At 66.3% G+C, this 15280-nt stretch carries 17 protein-coding genes; 13 read left to right on the forward strand and 4 right to left on the reverse strand.

What is annotated here, in order from left to right; all coding sequences use genetic code 11:
* Positions 1–15 precede the first annotated feature (15 nt).
* The 5 genes from NU1_RS03730 (at position 16) to NU1_RS03750 (ending at position 3589) form a co-directional block, all read left to right on the forward strand.
* Complete coding sequence (locus NU1_RS03730; protein ID WP_067517373.1) at positions 16–978, forward strand: AAA family ATPase; 963 nt, start codon at positions 16–18, stop codon at positions 976–978.
* Positions 975–2249 carry a DUF58 domain-containing protein gene (locus NU1_RS03735; protein WP_067517375.1) on the forward strand — a complete coding sequence of 425 codons (1275 nt, stop codon included), beginning with the start codon at positions 975–977 and terminating at the stop codon, positions 2247–2249. The genes NU1_RS03730 and NU1_RS03735 overlap by 4 nt, the downstream gene beginning before the upstream one ends.
* The gene (locus NU1_RS03740) at positions 2246–2689 is read left to right on the forward strand and encodes a hypothetical protein (protein WP_067517378.1); all 444 of its coding nucleotides are present in this window, start codon (positions 2246–2248) and stop codon (positions 2687–2689) included. Before NU1_RS03735 ends, NU1_RS03740 begins: the two co-directional genes overlap by 4 nt.
* Positions 2690–2766: 77 nt before the next feature.
* Positions 2767–3234 carry a hypothetical protein gene (locus NU1_RS03745; RefSeq protein WP_067517381.1) on the forward strand — a complete coding sequence of 156 codons (468 nt, stop codon included), beginning with the start codon at positions 2767–2769 and terminating at the stop codon, positions 3232–3234.
* A complete protein-coding gene (locus NU1_RS03750; RefSeq protein WP_067517383.1) occupies positions 3227–3589 on the forward strand; it encodes a hypothetical protein in 363 nt (120 codons plus the stop codon). Before NU1_RS03745 ends, NU1_RS03750 begins: the two co-directional genes overlap by 8 nt.
* Positions 3590–3671: 82 nt before the next feature.
* On the opposite strand, the gene chsH3 is transcribed toward NU1_RS03750, so the two are convergent.
* The gene (gene chsH3, locus NU1_RS03755; protein WP_067517385.1) at positions 3672–4532 is read right to left on the reverse strand and encodes an enoyl-CoA hydratase ChsH3; all 861 of its coding nucleotides are present in this window, start codon (positions 4530–4532) and stop codon (positions 3672–3674) included.
* A gap of 634 nt (positions 4533–5166) precedes the next feature.
* Positions 5167–6891, reverse strand: a complete 1725-nt coding sequence (gene kstD, locus NU1_RS03760; RefSeq protein ID WP_067517386.1) for a 3-oxosteroid 1-dehydrogenase — start codon at positions 6889–6891, stop codon at positions 5167–5169.
* Positions 6892–7033: 142 nt separating this feature from the next.
* Between kstD and NU1_RS03765 the strand changes: the two genes are divergently transcribed.
* From NU1_RS03765 to dmpG, 3 genes are all read left to right on the forward strand, one after another.
* Positions 7034–7819, forward strand: coding sequence for a 2-keto-4-pentenoate hydratase (locus NU1_RS03765; protein ID WP_067517388.1), 786 nt, complete (start codon positions 7034–7036; stop codon positions 7817–7819).
* Positions 7820–7905: 86 nt separating this feature from the next.
* Positions 7906–8814, forward strand: coding sequence for an acetaldehyde dehydrogenase (acetylating) (locus NU1_RS03770; protein ID WP_067517390.1), 909 nt, complete (start codon positions 7906–7908; stop codon positions 8812–8814).
* An 11-nt stretch (positions 8815–8825) separates the two neighbouring features.
* Positions 8826–9878 (forward strand): 4-hydroxy-2-oxovalerate aldolase, encoded by a 1053-nt coding sequence (gene dmpG / locus NU1_RS03775; RefSeq protein ID WP_067517392.1) that lies wholly within the window; start codon positions 8826–8828, stop codon positions 9876–9878.
* 85 nt (positions 9879–9963) lie between these two features.
* Here dmpG and NU1_RS03780 read toward each other — a convergent pair whose 3' ends face one another.
* Positions 9964–10200, reverse strand: coding sequence for a hypothetical protein (locus NU1_RS03780; RefSeq protein WP_067517394.1), 237 nt, complete (start codon positions 10198–10200; stop codon positions 9964–9966).
* Positions 10201–10206: 6 nt separating this feature from the next.
* Positions 10207–10566 carry a hypothetical protein gene (locus NU1_RS03785; RefSeq protein WP_157551969.1) on the reverse strand — a complete coding sequence of 120 codons (360 nt, stop codon included), beginning with the start codon at positions 10564–10566 and terminating at the stop codon, positions 10207–10209.
* 193 nt (positions 10567–10759) lie between these two features.
* On the opposite strand from NU1_RS03785, the gene NU1_RS03790 reads away from it, so the two are divergent.
* From NU1_RS03790 to NU1_RS03810, 5 genes are all read left to right on the forward strand, one after another.
* The gene (locus tag NU1_RS03790) at positions 10760–12073 is read left to right on the forward strand and encodes a helix-turn-helix domain-containing protein (protein WP_067517396.1); all 1314 of its coding nucleotides are present in this window, start codon (positions 10760–10762) and stop codon (positions 12071–12073) included.
* Between the two features lie 169 nt (positions 12074–12242).
* Positions 12243–12479 (forward strand): glutaredoxin family protein, encoded by a 237-nt coding sequence (locus NU1_RS03795; RefSeq protein ID WP_067517398.1) that lies wholly within the window; start codon positions 12243–12245, stop codon positions 12477–12479.
* 117 nt (positions 12480–12596) lie between these two features.
* Positions 12597–13523 (forward strand): NADP-dependent oxidoreductase, encoded by a 927-nt coding sequence (locus NU1_RS03800; protein WP_067517400.1) that lies wholly within the window; start codon positions 12597–12599, stop codon positions 13521–13523.
* Between the two features lie 149 nt (positions 13524–13672).
* A complete protein-coding gene (locus NU1_RS03805) occupies positions 13673–14740 on the forward strand; it encodes an AraC family transcriptional regulator (RefSeq protein WP_084520960.1) in 1068 nt (355 codons plus the stop codon).
* Positions 14694–15122, forward strand: coding sequence for a hypothetical protein (locus NU1_RS03810; RefSeq protein ID WP_067517402.1), 429 nt, complete (start codon positions 14694–14696; stop codon positions 15120–15122). The genes NU1_RS03805 and NU1_RS03810 overlap by 47 nt, the downstream gene beginning before the upstream one ends.
* Positions 15123–15280 lie beyond the last annotated feature (158 nt).

Raw genomic sequence — 15280 nt, forward strand, 5'->3', positions numbered from 1 at the left:
AGTGCGAGACACGATATGACTTCACCGTTGGACATCACCATCAAGCGCACCGAGGCGGTGCTGCGGGAATTGTCCCGGGTAGTGGTCGGCAAGCAGGAAGAACTGCAGCTGATCATGATCGCGGTGCTGTCCGGCGGCCACGTCCTCATCGAGGATCTGCCCGGTCTGGGCAAGACATTGATCTGCCGCTCATTCGCGACGGCCCTCGGACTGAACTTCACCCGCGTGCAGTTCACGCCGGATCTGCTGCCCGCGGACCTGATCGGCTCCACCATCTACGACATGCATTCGGGCCGTTTCAGCTTCCGGCGCGGTCCGGTGTTCACCAATATGCTGCTCGCCGACGAGATCAACCGGACGCCGCCCAAGACCCAGGCCGCGCTGTTGGAGGCCATGGCCGAGGGGCAGGTCTCCATCGATGGGGAAACCTTCCCGCTGCCACAGCCTTTCGTCGTAATGGCCACCGATAACCCGATCGAGTACGAGGGCACCTACCCGCTGCCGGAGGCGCAGTTGGATCGCTTCGCCATGATGCTGCGGCTCGGGTACCTGTCGGAACGTGATGAGACGCAAATGATCCGGCGTCGCCTGGAGCGTGGTTCGGCACCGGCGCAGCTCGGGCAGGTGGTGGATGCCGAGGGTCTGATGGAGATGCGGCAGACGGTCGAATTCGTGAGCGTACATCCGGATGTGGTCGGCTATGTGGTGTCGCTGGCCTCGGCGACGCGCGGCCATCCGCAGGTGGAGGTCGGTGCCAGCCCGCGCGCGGAACTCGATCTGGTTCAGATGTCGCGGGCCCGGGCACTGTTGAATGGTCGTGACTTCGTCGTCCCGGAGGATGTGAAGGCACTGGCCATACCGACCATGGCCCACCGCATTACGCTGCGTCCGGAAATGTGGGTGCGCCGTATTCGCGGTGAGGATGTCATCGCCGAACTATTGCGGCGGCTCCCGGTTCCGCGCGCCACCCCGGCATGAGGCATCGCGACACCAGCACTGCCACCGAGGCCGAATTACGGTGGCGGCCAGCGCCGCTGGTCTACATGCTGGCCGTCGTCTCCGCGCCCGCCCTGGTGCTGGCGATCGTGCTGGGCAAATGGCAGCTGGTGGTATTCGCCGCGCCCATGCTCGGGGTACTCGCGACCGCACCGCTGCAGCAGACCCGCACCCGCATTCAGGTCGATGGCGCGGATACGCTGCGCTGCTTCGAAACCGAGGAGGTGACGCTATCGGTGTCCACCTTCGTCGAGTCGGGACACGCACTGCTGCGCCTGCATCCCGAACCGGTGCCCGGGATGGAACTGCGGGTCGAGGAGGCGGTCGATTCCGGGACCGCCCCCGCTGGGCTGCGGTTATCGCTGTCGTCGCCGCGATGGGGGCGCTATCGGGTGCCGATGCGGGTGTCGGCGCTGAGTCCGGCCGGGTTGGCGGTGGCGTCGGTGGCGCTGCCCGCCGGTCAGGTCTTCGTCTATCCGATCGCCGATCCGCAGCGAATGCGGCTGCCCCGCACCGAACTTCCCGAACGTATCGGTACCCACCTGACCCGCCGCCACGGTCCCGGCGTGGAATTCGCCGATGTCCGCGCGTATGCCCCCGGTGATCAGCTGCGGACGGTGAACTGGTCGGTGAGTGCCCGGCGCGGTCGGCTCTTCGTGACCGAGCGCTTCACCAATCGCGCCGCCGATGTGGTTGTGCTGGTGGATACTTCGATGCAGGCTCCCGGCCCGGCGTCGGATTCGCTGGAGCTGTCCGTACGCGGGGCGGCCCAGGTGGCCCAGTCCGCCCTACAGGCCGGTGACCGCACCGCCGTCGTCTGTCTCGGCCAGTCGCCGCGCTGGCTGCGTCCCGATATCGGCCGTCGCCAGTTCTACCGCATTGTCGATACCGTCCTCGACGTCGGCGACGAGCACATTCCCCACCAGGGCACCCTCGCACCGCATACCGCCGTCCCCATCGGTGCGATCGTGGTCGCGTTCTCGACCCTGCTGGACACCCAATTCGCCTTGGCGCTCATCGATCTCCGTAAACGCGGCCACGTCGTAGTGGTGGTGGACGTACTGCGCGGTGCGCCCTTCGCCCACGGACTGGACCCCACGCTGGCCCGCATGTGGCAACTCGAACGCGCCTCCATGTACCGGGATATGGGCACGGTGGGCGTGGATATCGTCTCCTGGCACCAGGACACCCGCCTGGACCAGGTCATGCGCCTGATTCCCGACCACCGCCGAACAGTGCGAGTCCGCCGATGACCAAATTCCTGGCGACCCTCTCCGGCCTGCTCCTCGCCGCCGCGGTGGCCCTCATCGAGCCCTGGATGACCATCCCCGTCCTGATCTTCGTCATCGCGGGCTGGCGCTGGCGAATCTGCGCGGTAGCCGCCGTCCTCACCGCCCTCGGCGTCCTGGCCTGGCTCGACACCACCGCCCTGATCGCCGGTGCGACAGGTTTGGTAGCCACCACCTACCTCCTCAACGCCGCCACCGTCTCGGCCCCCCTCGGCGTGGTCCCCACCACCATCCCCTCGGTAGCGGGCGCCCTCGTCTTCACCATCGCGGCGGGCGCGGCCTCGGTCCTCCCCGTCACCCTGGCCTGGGCCCCCATAGCCGCCCCCATCGTCGTCATCGTCCTCTACGCCTGGCTCGTCCACGGCCTGGCCGACCGCCGCCCGGAGTACAGCCCGGTGCGGTAGTTCTTACTCTGTCCGACGCGAAGGCCAGGTGCGCTCGACTGCTGAACTAGTTTCGAACTCTGGCGTATGATGAGGTCATGGCGACTCGCACCTTTCCGTTTTCCACGCTGATCAACAAGCAGACCAGCGTGTTCCCCGCTCTGGACGACGCCGACGTCATCCTCGAGCGGCGGGATGCGGAGAACCTGGTGCTCATGCGCTCGGAACGCTTCGATGCGATGGTCAAGGGGCTCGGTCTCGCGGCTCGTTCGCTCGCGATCGTCGCGAAGGGGAATCGGGGCCTGGCCGAAGAGGTCTTCGCCGAAGAACTGCCGTGGCTGGTCTGGCTTCCCGTCGACGCTCGCCGTGAATGCGTCAAGGAACTACTGGATCACCTGCTCGCAGGAGCGGAAACCGGTCTACTGCTGCCGTTCTCGCGCGCATTGCGGGAATGGCAATCGACCGCCGAGGTCTATTCCGATCCTGAGCTGACTCGCCGCCTACGCGGTCCGTTCGACACAGCCGACGCTGTTGATGTCGAGCGACCGGGTAGGGCGGATGGCTGACAAACTCGGGCGAGGCGATGAAGTACGCAGACCGACGGGTTGGATCGTCCGGTTGGTCGATCGTCAGTCGGCCAAAGGGTGGGCTGAGCTACTTTCGCAGGTTCCCGACAATCTCGATCGGGCCTGGGTGGCGATCACCGCCGATCCGCGATGCCGTGAGAATCCGGCGCGCCAACACCCGCTCAGGCTGGATCTGGGTCGCGTCGAGGTCGACGGTGTCGCGCTGGACCAGTGGCAATTCGAGGTCACCGGTGGCGGCCGGATCTGGTACGCGATCGATGACACGCAACAAACGCTGTGGATAACCCAGGCCGGGACCGCTCATCCTCGGCGGACAGATGAGCGTCGCCGCTGAACTGTGCGGAAACAGAACTGGACCGTGACCGAAAACGGTCGCGGCCCAGTCTTTGTCACGGTCGAGACCGATTTCCCCAGGATCAGGTGAAGGTGAGGACCACGTCGTTGAGGACGGGGGCGTCTTCGCGTTCGACGACCGTGGCGACGATGGTGAGTTCGTTGTCGGAGCGCCAGATTCGGCTGCGGATGGTTTCACCCGGGTAGAGGACTCCGGCGAAGCGGGCTCGGAAACCCTTGACGCGGGCCGCATCCGAGTCGAGCGCGGTGTCGGTGGCGGTTTTCAGGACCAAGCCGTAGGTGCAGAGGCCGTGCAGGATGGGGTTGGGGAAGCCTGCGTTGCGGGCGAATTCGGGGTTCGAGTGCAGGGGGTTGCGGTCGCCGCACATGCGGTACAGCAGCGCCTGCTGCGGCAGTGTGGGGGTCAGGACGTCGAAATCGGGTGCGCGATCGGGCAACTCGGTCTTGGTCGACGGGCCGCGGTCGCCACCGAAGCCGCCCTCGCCCTTGGCGAAGATGGAGGAGCGGGCGGTCCACAGGGGTTCGCCGTCGGAGCCGGTGACGGTGTCCTCACGCCAGACCACCGCGGCGGAGCCCTTGTCCCAGATATCGGTGACGCGGCCGACGGTGGTGGCCTTGCCCGCGGCGGGAATCGGCTTGTGCACCACGATTTCCTGGCTGCCGTGCACCACCTTGGCGAGGTCGATCTCGATTCCGGTGAACTTCACCTTCGGCGGTTCGGTCTCGTGGAAGGAGGGGGCGACGGTGGCGAAGGAGGGCAGCACCTGCGGGTCGCGGTCGTCGAGGTAGCGCAGTTCGGCCGGATCGGTCCAGCGGCCGCCCGCGCCGAGGGCCAGGTTGTAGTGCTGCACATCGGTGGGTGACCAGGCGAACTCCCGGCCGGGGATCTCCGCGCCGAGTGCGCTGTTCAGGTCGATGGGCATTACGTCTCCTCGTCAAGGTCCATGGGTGCGTACCCGCGGGCGTCCGTGCGCCGCGCCGCCGTATCGACCGGCCGCCGGGCAGCGTTCGCGACGCCGGGGCGGTTCGAGTCGGGGCGGGAAGCAGACGTGGCCGCCCGTCGGGCGAATCCATCCGGGTCCGATCCTGTTGCCGCAGCAGCATCCGCGCAAGTACCGCATCCCGGTCGCCGGGACAGCGGGTCGGGCCGACCCGTCACCTCGGTCCGCCGCAATCCGTCATCCCGCGGCTGGGCCTGCCCGTCATCCGGACTGCGGCTCCGCCCTCCCGTCGGGCTTTCGGCCGGGATCCACACCCGGTGGGACGGCACCCGATCGTCGTGGATTCCAGCCGAAAGCGCGCCGGAATGACGAGTGGTGCGGTTCCGCGGACGTGCGACGGTGGGCAAGTCCGGTGCCCGGTCTCAGCGGACCGGGCACCGGATTCGAGCCCGCCCGCCGGGCCGGTATGCCCCCGGCGGTGCTGCTGATTCAGATGTAGTGCGCTATTCATTTGTCCCGCCCGAGGTGTGCAGGCACCTGTGGGCGGGGGTGGGTTGGGGCGGCTCGCTGTGACCCGGACCGCGCCCAACCCGATCCTGAACCGGGTTGGGACGGTTCAGGACGCTTTCTCGGCGGTGGCGGGCCGGTTCTTCGCCTTGGCGGCGATATCCAGAACGGCCAGGTAGCCGAAGGTGATGGCGGGTCCGATGGTCGCGCCGGGCCCGGCGTAGGTGTGGCCCATGACCGGGGTGGCGCAATTGCCGGAGGCGTAGAGGCCCTCGATCACGGTCCCGTCCTCGCGCAGCACGCGTCCGGAGGTGTCGGCGACGAGTCCGCCCTTGGTGCCGAGGTCGCCGGGCACCATCTTGGCCGCGTAGAACGGCCCCTGTACCAGTCCGGCCAGGCACGGGTTGGGCTTCACGGTTGGGTCGCCGTAGTACCGGTCGTAGTGGCTGTCGCCGCGGCCGTAGTCCTCGTCCTTACCGGTCTCGGCGAAGGTGTTGAACCGCCGCACGGTCGCCGTGAGGTTCTCCACCGGCACGCCGATCTTGGCGGCCAATTCCTCGAGGGTGTCGGCCTTGACGATGAGGTCGTTTTCCATCCAGCGGGACGGAATCCGCAGACCAGGCTGCAATCCGGCGAAGATGTAGCGGTTCCGGTAGCGCTGATCGAACACCAGCCAGGAGGGGATGTTCTCGCCGGGACCTTCACCCTGCCCGTATTCGCCGCCGTACATGGTGTGCACGGCCTCGACGTAAGGAGCGGACTCATTACCGAATCGCTTGCCGTCGGCGTTGACCATGATGGTGCCGGGCAGGTTCCGCTCGGCCAGCGCGAACCACGGCCGGCCGCCCTTGAAGATGGTCGGCCCCCACCAGGCGTCCTCCATGAAGCCGACGTCGCCGCCCGCTTCCATACCCGCGACAATGCCGTCGCCGGTATTGGCCTTCGCACCGGTGGTCCACTCGGTGGTGATGGGCTGCCGCTGGTATTTGGTGCGCATTTCGGCGTTCTGCTCGAAACCGCCGCTGCCCAGCACCACGCCCTGCCGCGCGGTGAAGGTGACGGGCTTACCGTCCACCAGCGCCTCGACCCCGGTGACCACGCCGTTCTCGATAATCAGCTTGGTCATCGGAGTATTGAGCAGCACAGGCACATTCGCGTCGAGCAGCCCCTTGCGCATGGCGGCGATAATCGCCTGTCCCATACCGACAATGTGCTTGCCGCTCCATTTGGCGAGGTAGGTGCGCGCACCGACGCGCATGGCCCGCATGATGCCCTTGGGGTGGCGCTTGATCAGGTTCAACCGCACGAAGTCGGCCTGCATGACGACGACATTGAGCGGGGCCTTGGCGTACGGCGGCTCCAGATTGAAGCGCTCCTCGCCGAGGATCTTGGCATTGAACGGCTTCGGCTCGCACGAGCGTCCCTCCGGCTTACCGCCCGGGGCCTCCGGGTAGTAGTCGGAGTAGCCCGGCACCCACTTCATTTGCAGCGGCGAGTGGTCGAGCACGAAGTCGAAGGCCTCCGCGCCCCGGTCGATGTAGGTGTCGATCCGGTCCTTGGGCACCACGTCACCGATGATGCTGTGCAGGTAGGTGCGCGCCTCTTCGCGATCATCGGGCCGCCCGGCGGCTTTGAGCGCCTTGTTCCCGGGAATCCACACGCCACCGCCGGAGCGAGCCGTGGATCCGCCGTAATGGGCGGCCTTTTCGATGATCACCGCACGCAACCCGTTGTGGGCAGCGGTGAGGGCGGCGGTCATCCCCGCGGCACCACTGCCGACCACCACCACGTCGTAGCTGCGCACATTAGATACCGGTTCGTTCATGTAGAACACGTTATAGAATCAAACCTGGTTTGGTCTATCTTGGTCTGGCAGCTGGGACTCTTGAGACGAAACGTCTCTCGAAAACTTGTTCCAGTTCCTATGCTCGGTACTGCCCCGGCCACCGGCCTGGCCCCTAGGGAAGGAAATAAGCGTGCTGTCCGACGCGGTACGGAAGGAACTGGCAGAAGAGCTCGCCGTCGCCGAGCGGGATCGGGTGCCGCTCGATCCGCTGGTGGCGCGGTATCCGGACATCGACGTGGTCGATGCCTACGAGATCCAGCTCATCAATATCCGGCAGCGGATCGAAAACGGCTCACGTGTGATCGGTCACAAGGTCGGTCTGTCGTCGAAAGCCATGCAGCAGATGATGGGCGTCGACGAACCCGATTACGGCCACCTGCTCGGTGAGATGGAGGTGTTCGAGGACGTCCCCGTGGATACCTCGAAGTTCCTCTACCCGCGGGTCGAGGTCGAGGTCGGCTTCGTGCTCGGCGCGGACCTGCCCGGCGCGGACTGCACCGAGGAGGACGTGCTGAAGGCCACGGTCGCCTACGCACCCGCCATCGAACTGATCGACACCCGGATCAAGGACTGGAAGATCGGACTGTGCGACACCATCGCCGATAACGCCTCCTCGGCCGGTTGGGTGCTGGGTCCCGAGCGGATCGCCCCGGATCAGTTGGATATCAAGAACATCGACGCCGTCCTCACCCGCAATGGTGAGGTGGTGGCCGAGGGCCGCAGCGATGCCGTGCTCGGCGATCCCACCATCGGTGTCGCGTGGCTGGCCCGCAAGGTCGCCTCGTTCGGCGTGCGGTTGAAGAAGGGTGACATCGTGCTGCCCGGTTCCTGCACCCGCGCCATCGACGCCCGCCCGGGCGACGACTTCCTCGCCGAGTTCGCCGGGCTCGGTTCCGTCCGTCTGCGTTTCAGCTGATGCCGCCTAGGAACTGCCGAGTTCACCGGCTGCGTCATTTCCGTCCGTCTGCGTTTCAGCTGACATCACCGAAGTAGGAGAAAGCCGTGACTGAGAAGAAAGTCACCGCCGCGATCGTCGGCTCCGGCAATATCAGCACCGACCTGCTGTACAAATTGCTGCGTTCGGAGAAGATCGAGCCGCGCTGGATGATCGGTATCGACCCGGATTCCGAGGGGCTCAAGCGCGCTCGCGGACTGGGCCTGGAGACCTCCGCGGAAGGTGCGGATTGGCTGCTGGCACTTCCGGATAAGCCGGATCTGCTGTTCGAAGCCACCTCCGCCTACGTGCATCGCGCGTACGCGCCGAAGTACGCCGAGGCGGGTATCCGCGCCGTGGACCTCACCCCCGCCGCCGTCGGCCCGGCCGTTATTCCGCCGGTCAATCTCGATTCGCTGCGTGACGCCCCGAATGTCAACATGATCACCTGCGGTGGTCAGGCGACAATTCCCATGGTGGCGGCCGTTTCTCGCGTCGTCGAGGTGGCCTACGCCGAAATCGTGGCATCGGTGTCCTCGGTGTCCGCCGGTCCCGGTACCCGCGCCAATATCGACGAGTTCACCAAGACCACCTCCGCGGGTGTGGAGACGATCGGCGGTGCCAAGCGCGGCAAGGCCATCATCATTCTGAACCCGGCTGAACCGCCGATGATCATGCGCGACACCATCTTCTGCGCCATTCCCGAAGATGCCGACCGCGACGCGATCACCGAGTCGATTCATCGGATGGAGAAGTCCATTCAGGAGTACGTGCCCGGTTATCGCCTGCTCAATGAGCCGCAGTACGACGATCCGTCGATGGTTTCCGGTGGGATGGCGAAGGTGTCGATCTTCGTCGAGGTCGAGGGCGCGGGCGACTTCCTGCCGCCGTACGCGGGCAACCTGGACATCATGACCGCCGCTGCCACTCGCGTCGGCGATGTACTTGCGGACCAGATCATCTCGGCACGGGTGTAAGGAGATCCACGATGAGCAATGTGCTGAAGCCCTTCTCGGGCGAACTCGATGTGCGCGTCACCGACACCTCGCTGCGTGACGGCTCGCATCACAAGCGTCACCAGTTCACCGTCACCGAGGTGCGCGATATCGTTGCCGCCCTAGATAACTCGGGTGTTCCCGTAATCGAGGTGACCCACGGCGACGGCCTGGGTGGTTCCTCCTTCAACTACGGATTCTCCAAAACCCCTGAGCAGGAACTGATCAAGGCCGCTGCGGAAACCGCCAAGCAGGCCAAGATCGCCTTCCTCATGCTGCCCGGTGTGGGAGTGAAGGAAGACATCAAGATCTCGCAGGACAATGGCGCGTCCATCTGCCGCATCGCCACCCACTGCACCGAGGCCGATGTCTCCATCCAGCACTTCAATATGGCGCGTGACCTGGGTTTGGAAACCGTCGGCTTCCTGATGATGGCGCACAGCACCACCCCGGAGCTGCTCGCCAAGCAGGCGCGCATCATGGCCGATGCGGGCTGCCAGTGCGTCTACGTGGTCGACTCCGCCGGTGCCCTGGTGCTGGAACAGGTCTCCGACCGCGTTTCCGCGCTCGTCGCCGAACTCGGCAATGACGCGCAGGTCGGCTTCCACGGCCACGAGAACCTGGGCCTGGCCGTCGCCAACTCCGTATACGCGGTGCGCGCCGGTGCCACCCAGATCGACGGTTCCGCGCGCCGCTTCGGGGCGGGCGCCGGCAACCTTCCCGTTGAGGCCTTCATCGGTGTCTGCGACAAGCTCGGCATCAAGACCGGTGTCGATTTCTTCGCCGTCACCGACGCCGCCGAAGACGTGGTCCGCCCGGCCATGCCCACGGAATGCCTACTCGACCGACAGGCCCTGATGATGGGTTACGCTGGCGTTTACTCGTCGTTCCTGCGTCACGCGGAGCGTCAGGCCGAGCGTTACGGCGTCTCCGCCGCCGAAATGCTGGTCCGTGCGGGCCAGCGCAAACTGGTCGGCGGTCAGGAAGACCAGCTGATCGATATCGCCCTGGAACTCCAGCGGGAACAGCAAACCGTCACCGCGTGAGCTCGGAGGGACAACCAGCTTTCCGGTGACACGGGCTGGGCCGCTGCCGTCTTCGGTGGCGGCCCAGTTCTGTTTCACCCGCACTTCACGCCGCCACCTCTCGAACGCCCGTCGCCCGGTGCGCACCCCGGTAGGTGCGTTGCGCAGTCCGGTGCCGACCAGCCATCGCACGGCGATTCTCGTACGCGATGCGATTGCGGATCTCGGCCACGGTCGGCCCATGCGGTTCGACGGGCAACCGCCAGATACCGACGGCGACAATCGCCGCCACGAGCGCGAATTGAACAGCCAGGGTAATGAGAAAGATCTGCCACTGCGCCATCGCCGCTCACCCTCCCTCGCCGAACCTGCTGGTACGAACCGAGATCCGCTCGGGTGAGACGGTGATCAGATCGCATTCCCGGCGAATGAGAGGCGGATCCGGCAGATGCTCGATAGTCGGTGTGACCACCGCTACCGCACCGGTCCGACCGACGACGCGCAGCAGGCGAGGCATCGGATCGGCGACCTCGGGGCCGAAGCACAAGGTGCGGACCAGGTCGTAGCCCAGACTCCGCGCGAGAGCCGAAATCGCCAGTTCGTCTCGTTCGCAGGCGCTTCCGGAGAGGGATTCGGACAGGTAGCCGACAGCCTTCGGCTGCGGCGGGCACAGGCGGAATGGTTCCGGTGCCATGTACGGGCGGGTCATCGCGGGCCTCCTCGATCGCAAGGTTGTGTCCAATCAGCGTCGGAGAACTGACCGTTGGAAGCGACGGCACAGTCTGCACGGCCGTGTGCATGATCTGCCGTTGACAATTACGTCCCAATCTGTTTTGTGCGCCGTCACGAACTCGGCGGGCTACCGTTTTCCTGACCGGATACCGATTTGGGAAGGACCGGGAGTGGTCGAAGAGCGGGCCAGCCGCGAGTGGGAATCCAGCGAATTCCGAATGTTTCTGGCACAGGGGCAGCCGGGGCAGGCACTCGCGTTGGTGCGCAGAGCCCGGGGTCTCTCCCAAGCTGACTTCGGTGCCCTCCTGCACTGGGATCGTGCTCATGTCGGGCGCGTGGAACGTGGCGATGTCGACACCCTGTTCGACATCCGTCAACTCATTCGGGTGGCGACTGCTCTCGGCATTCCGCGCTCAGCTCTGGCACCGGCCTTGCTAGGCACTACCGGCGCGGGCACCATCGAAAGCGGGGTCGGCGAAGGAGTCGATGACGTGGACCGCAGACAATTCGGACTAGCAGCGAGCCTGGCGATCGCGGGCTCCGCGATGCCGGGACCGATGACAACTGAAACTTTGCAGGTAGGTGATGACCACATCACCTACCTGCGCACGCTGACGCGACAACTGTGGGACCACGACAATCGGCTCGGCGGCGGAAGCATCGCCGATTTCGCTCTGCGGCAATACCGTCGGGCTCGGACGCTGCTCGACTACGGCGACTACGGAAACCGGGCCGGAGTCCAACTGGTTGCCGAGACCGGTCGACTGTGCAGCTGCGCCGGTTGGCTCGCCTATGACAATGGCCAACCCGATCTGGCGCGGTGGTGCTACACCGAAGCCGTCCTGCTCGCCGAACAAACCAGCGACACAGAGATGCTCGCCGCAGCGCTCGGCGGCCTGAGCATCATCGCCACAGAACAACCGACAAAGAGTCATGAGCCGGTGCGCCTCGCACTGCGAGTCTCCGAACTCGCCAGCACGGTCCCGTCCTCTCGCCTCAACGCTCTACGCGCCGCCCGCGAGTCGATCGCCCACGCGGCGATAGGTGACGGCCGTGAATTCGACCGCGCCACAACCCGAGTTCGGCGTGAAATGGACCGGGGCATAGACGACCCCAACGACCCGGTCTGGCTCAGCTTCGTCACCGAACCCGAACTTCGAGTGCACGAGGCAAAGGGAAACAAAATGCTCGGCCGTCACCACCGAGCCGTCGACCTGTATCGCGAAAGCGTTGCGAGAGACGACGTCCTGCCGCGCGACCGCGCCTCTTACCACGCATACTTCGCGGCTTCTCTCGCCGGTCTCGGTGAGATCCGGTCGGCCGTAGCCGAAGCCCACACCGCCCTCTCACTCCTGGAAGGCCCGGTTAGCTCCCCACGCCTCGTGGCCGAACTCCGCCCCGTCCGCAGCGCTGTCGCCAATGCCCGAGGTGATGACGTCGAACGCTTCCGGCTTCGATTCGATGCGCTCACAAGGGCCGCCTGATCCTCAGCTCGGCCTATTCGCGCACTTCGCGAGCTGATGGGCAGTTTCGTGCACCGACGGGCCGGAAAGTGCACGAAAAAGCCGGGGAAACCATCGGGCGTTGGAACCGACCCCTGGTGGGTGACCGCGCTCTGTGGTCTGACTGATCCCGTGCCCTAGGGTCGGTCCAATGGAGGAGATCGTGCTGTACGGAGCCCAGTGGTGTGGCGACTGTCGCCGCGCGAAGACGTGGTTGCGGGAGAACCGGGTGGCGTTCACCGAGGTCGATGTCGAACACGATGAGGCGGCGCGGGAGCGGGCCATCGAGATTGCCGGGCGGAAGAACATTCCGGTGATCGTGCTGCTCGACGGCACGGTGCTGGTGGAGCCGACCAACGCCGAACTCGCCGCCGCGCTGGGGCGCTGACGTCTTCCTTTGAAGACGATGGGACCAAAAAGCAAGATTCTGAGCTATTCAACGTCTCGCGTGAACTTCGTACTGTTGTCGTATCGGTTCAAACGGAACAACAGTGCAGGAGCGGAAATGCGTGCGGTGATTCAGAAGTCGTTCGGTGGGCCCGAGGTCCTGGAGGTCGCGGAGATCGAGCAGCCGCAGCCGCTGTCGGGCGAGGTGCTGGTGCGGGTGCACGCGAGTTCGGTGAATCCGGTCGACGTGGTGGTGCGGGCCGGTTACCTCCCACTGTTGGGCCAGCCGCCCTTCGGTGTCGGCTGGGATATCTCCGGCGTGGTCGAGGTCGCCGGGCCGGGGGCGCGGTACGCGGTCGGCGAGGAGGTCTACGGCATGCCGTTCTTCCCCCGCGCCGCCACCGGCTACGCGGAATATGTGGCCGCACCCTCGCGTCAGCTGGCGCGTAAGCCGAAGTCGCTCAACCACATCGAGGCGGCGGCGCTGCCGCTGGCCGCGCTGACCGCCTGGCAGGGGCTGGTCGACAAGGCCGATATCAAGGCGGGGGACCGGGTGCTCATCCACCGCGCGGCCGGTGGCGTGGGGCACTTCGCCGTCCAGATCGCCAAGGCGCGCGGGGCTTACGTCATCGCGCTGGCCAGCGCCGCCAAGCACGATTTCGTGCGCGGCCTCGGCGCGGACGAGGTGATCGACTACCGCACAACCGATTACACCGAGGTGCTGCACGACCTGGACGTGGTCTTCGACTCCAATGCCGACGGTGAGCGCTCGGCGCGGGTGCTGAAGCCGGGCGGCGTGCTGGTGAGCATCATGGAGCACGCGAATCCGGAGCGCGCGGCGCAGGTGGAGGCCGCGGGCCGCCGTTTCGCCGGGGTATCGGTCGAACCGGACTACGCCGCGCTGGAGGCCATCGCGGAATTGGTCGACGCGGGCAAGATTCGCCCGCACGTGTCGGAGACCCTCCGTCTGGAGGACGCGGGCAAGGCACACGAGCTGGTGGGCTCGGGGCAGACTGTGGGCAAGGTTGTCCTGGCAGTGCGCTGACCCCTGCGGGTGCTGAGCTGTCCGCAGCTCAGCACCGGTTCGTCATGCTGGTGTGCGATTATCCGCAGCCTCGATCGGCAGCGGTCGGGGCTCGGTCCACAATGAGTGGACCGCAGGTGAGAAGTGCGGGCCGAGTGAAGGAGAGCGGGATGGACGTCCTGAGCGAGGCGCTGGCGTCGATGCGGACGGGGTCGCCGAGTTCGGTGCGCACCGACGGCCGCGCGCCGTGGGGGATGCGGCTGCCGGAGGTGCTCGGGGCGGGCTTCCATGTCGTCCTGCACGGGACATGCTGGATCGTCCCGTCCGAGCAGTCAGCCGAGGCGATTGCCCTGGGGCCCGGCGATGTGATCTTCCTGCGCGACGGCGCGGGCCATATCCTCGCCGACCACCCCTCCACCCCGGCGGAAGTGCCCGGGCCCGAGCATTACACGGCCCTACCGCCGGTGGGTGCGGTGACGATCGGCGGCGATGGCCCACTCACCAGTCTGCTGTGCGGCAACTATCACCTGGATGGCGCACGTCCGCATCCGCTGCTTCGGCAGCTGCCGGAATTCATCCATCTCCCGGCCCAGCACGGTCGCCGCCCGGAGCTGACCGCCGCCGTCCAGCTGCTCGGTGCGGAGCTGGACAACCCACGAATGGGTTCGCACGGCATAGTCCCGGCCCTCATCGATTCGCTACTGCTCTACATCCTGCGCGCCTGGATCGAGGAGCAACCCGAATCGGAATCGGTGGGATGGGCCGCGGCACTGCGTGATCCAGCGGTAGCCCCGGCCCTGTCCGCCATGCACGAGGACCCGTCCGCCGCCTGGACCGTGCAATCGCTGGCCGACCGCGCGGGCCTGTCCCGCGCCGCCTTCGCCAAACGCTTCGCCGCCATGGTCGGCGAACCCCCACTCGCTTACCTCACCCGCTGGCGTCTGACTACCGCCGCCCGCCTACTCCGCGAGGACGACATCCCCGTCAGCCAGGTCGCGTCCCGCACCGGCTACGGCTCCGAATTCGCCTTCGGCAAGGCCTTCAAACGCGAATACGGCCTCGCCCCAGGCCAATACCGCCGCCAAGCCCGTACGGTAGCCGTCGGTCCGGCAGGGGCGCAGGGGTTTTCGTCGGGCGCGGTGGGCGACGACCTCGGTTACAGTCGATCGTGGGCCGAGGAGAGGGCAGCGGATGGCATTGATCCCCGAATCGTCGTACCCGGTCGCGTTCTGGCGTGACCGGATAGCCCGGCTGTTGCTCGGACTGATCGCGGTGGCGGCGGTGGCCGGTGCGGCGAGCCTCATTCCCGAGGTGATCGACGCCGCTGGTGACGCCAAAACCACGAAGGTGTGGCGAGCGTATGGATTGGTGACATTCGCCGGACTCTTCGTCCTACTGGCGTGGCGTCCGCGGTCGACACCCGGCCTATGGGAACTCACGATACTGAACAAGCTCGCCCTCGCCGTGACGGGCGCGTTCTGGACGGTCGGCGAGGTCGACGGCGCGGGCGCCATGGCCGCCGCCGACGGGGTGCTGACGGCGGTTCTGATCGCCTGTTACGCGCTCACGCGAGGATGGACGGCGTGGTCGAGTTCGGCCGGGCGCGGCCCGGGCGCATGATCACGCTCGACATATCCGGAGCGCGCGGTGCGGGCGCTCACCACCGCCGCCAAGCCCGCACCGCGGCCTAACAGCACCGACGGAGCTCGGCTCGGCATCGGGAAGCCCAGTGGGCACGAAGTACTGACGTAGCAGGCCCCCGCAGGGAATCCGCAGGG

This window comes from Nocardia uniformis NBRC 13702 (genome assembly GCF_001613345.1).
In the GTDB taxonomy this organism is placed as follows: Bacteria; Actinomycetota; Actinomycetes; order Mycobacteriales; family Mycobacteriaceae; genus Nocardia; species Nocardia uniformis.

What these genes read in the sequence shown, in the direction of transcription:
- NU1_RS03730 (WP_067517373.1), top strand. Translation starts at nt 16, where the DNA reads ATGACTTCACCGTTGGACATCACCATCAAGCGCACCGAGGCGGTGCTG.
- NU1_RS03735 (WP_067517375.1), top strand. Translation starts at nt 975, where the DNA reads ATGAGGCATCGCGACACCAGCACTGCCACCGAGGCCGAATTACGGTGG.
- NU1_RS03740 (WP_067517378.1), top strand. Translation starts at nt 2,246, where the DNA reads ATGACCAAATTCCTGGCGACCCTCTCCGGCCTGCTCCTCGCCGCCGCG.
- NU1_RS03745 (WP_067517381.1), top strand. Translation starts at nt 2,767, where the DNA reads ATGGCGACTCGCACCTTTCCGTTTTCCACGCTGATCAACAAGCAGACC.
- NU1_RS03750 (WP_067517383.1), top strand. Translation starts at nt 3,227, where the DNA reads ATGGCTGACAAACTCGGGCGAGGCGATGAAGTACGCAGACCGACGGGT.
- chsH3 (WP_067517385.1), bottom strand. Translation starts at nt 4,532, where the DNA reads ATGCCCATCGACCTGAACAGCGCACTCGGCGCGGAGATCCCCGGCCGG.
- dmpG (WP_067517392.1), top strand. Translation starts at nt 8,826, where the DNA reads ATGAGCAATGTGCTGAAGCCCTTCTCGGGCGAACTCGATGTGCGCGTC.
- NU1_RS03780 (WP_067517394.1), bottom strand. Translation starts at nt 10,200, where the DNA reads ATGGCGCAGTGGCAGATCTTTCTCATTACCCTGGCTGTTCAATTCGCG.
- NU1_RS03785 (WP_157551969.1), bottom strand. Translation starts at nt 10,566, where the DNA reads ATGACCCGCCCGTACATGGCACCGGAACCATTCCGCCTGTGCCCGCCG.
- NU1_RS03795 (WP_067517398.1), top strand. Translation starts at nt 12,243, where the DNA reads ATGGAGGAGATCGTGCTGTACGGAGCCCAGTGGTGTGGCGACTGTCGC.
- NU1_RS03800 (WP_067517400.1), top strand. Translation starts at nt 12,597, where the DNA reads ATGCGTGCGGTGATTCAGAAGTCGTTCGGTGGGCCCGAGGTCCTGGAG.
- NU1_RS03805 (WP_084520960.1), top strand. Translation starts at nt 13,673, where the DNA reads ATGGACGTCCTGAGCGAGGCGCTGGCGTCGATGCGGACGGGGTCGCCG.
- NU1_RS03810 (WP_067517402.1), top strand. Translation starts at nt 14,694, where the DNA reads ATGGCATTGATCCCCGAATCGTCGTACCCGGTCGCGTTCTGGCGTGAC.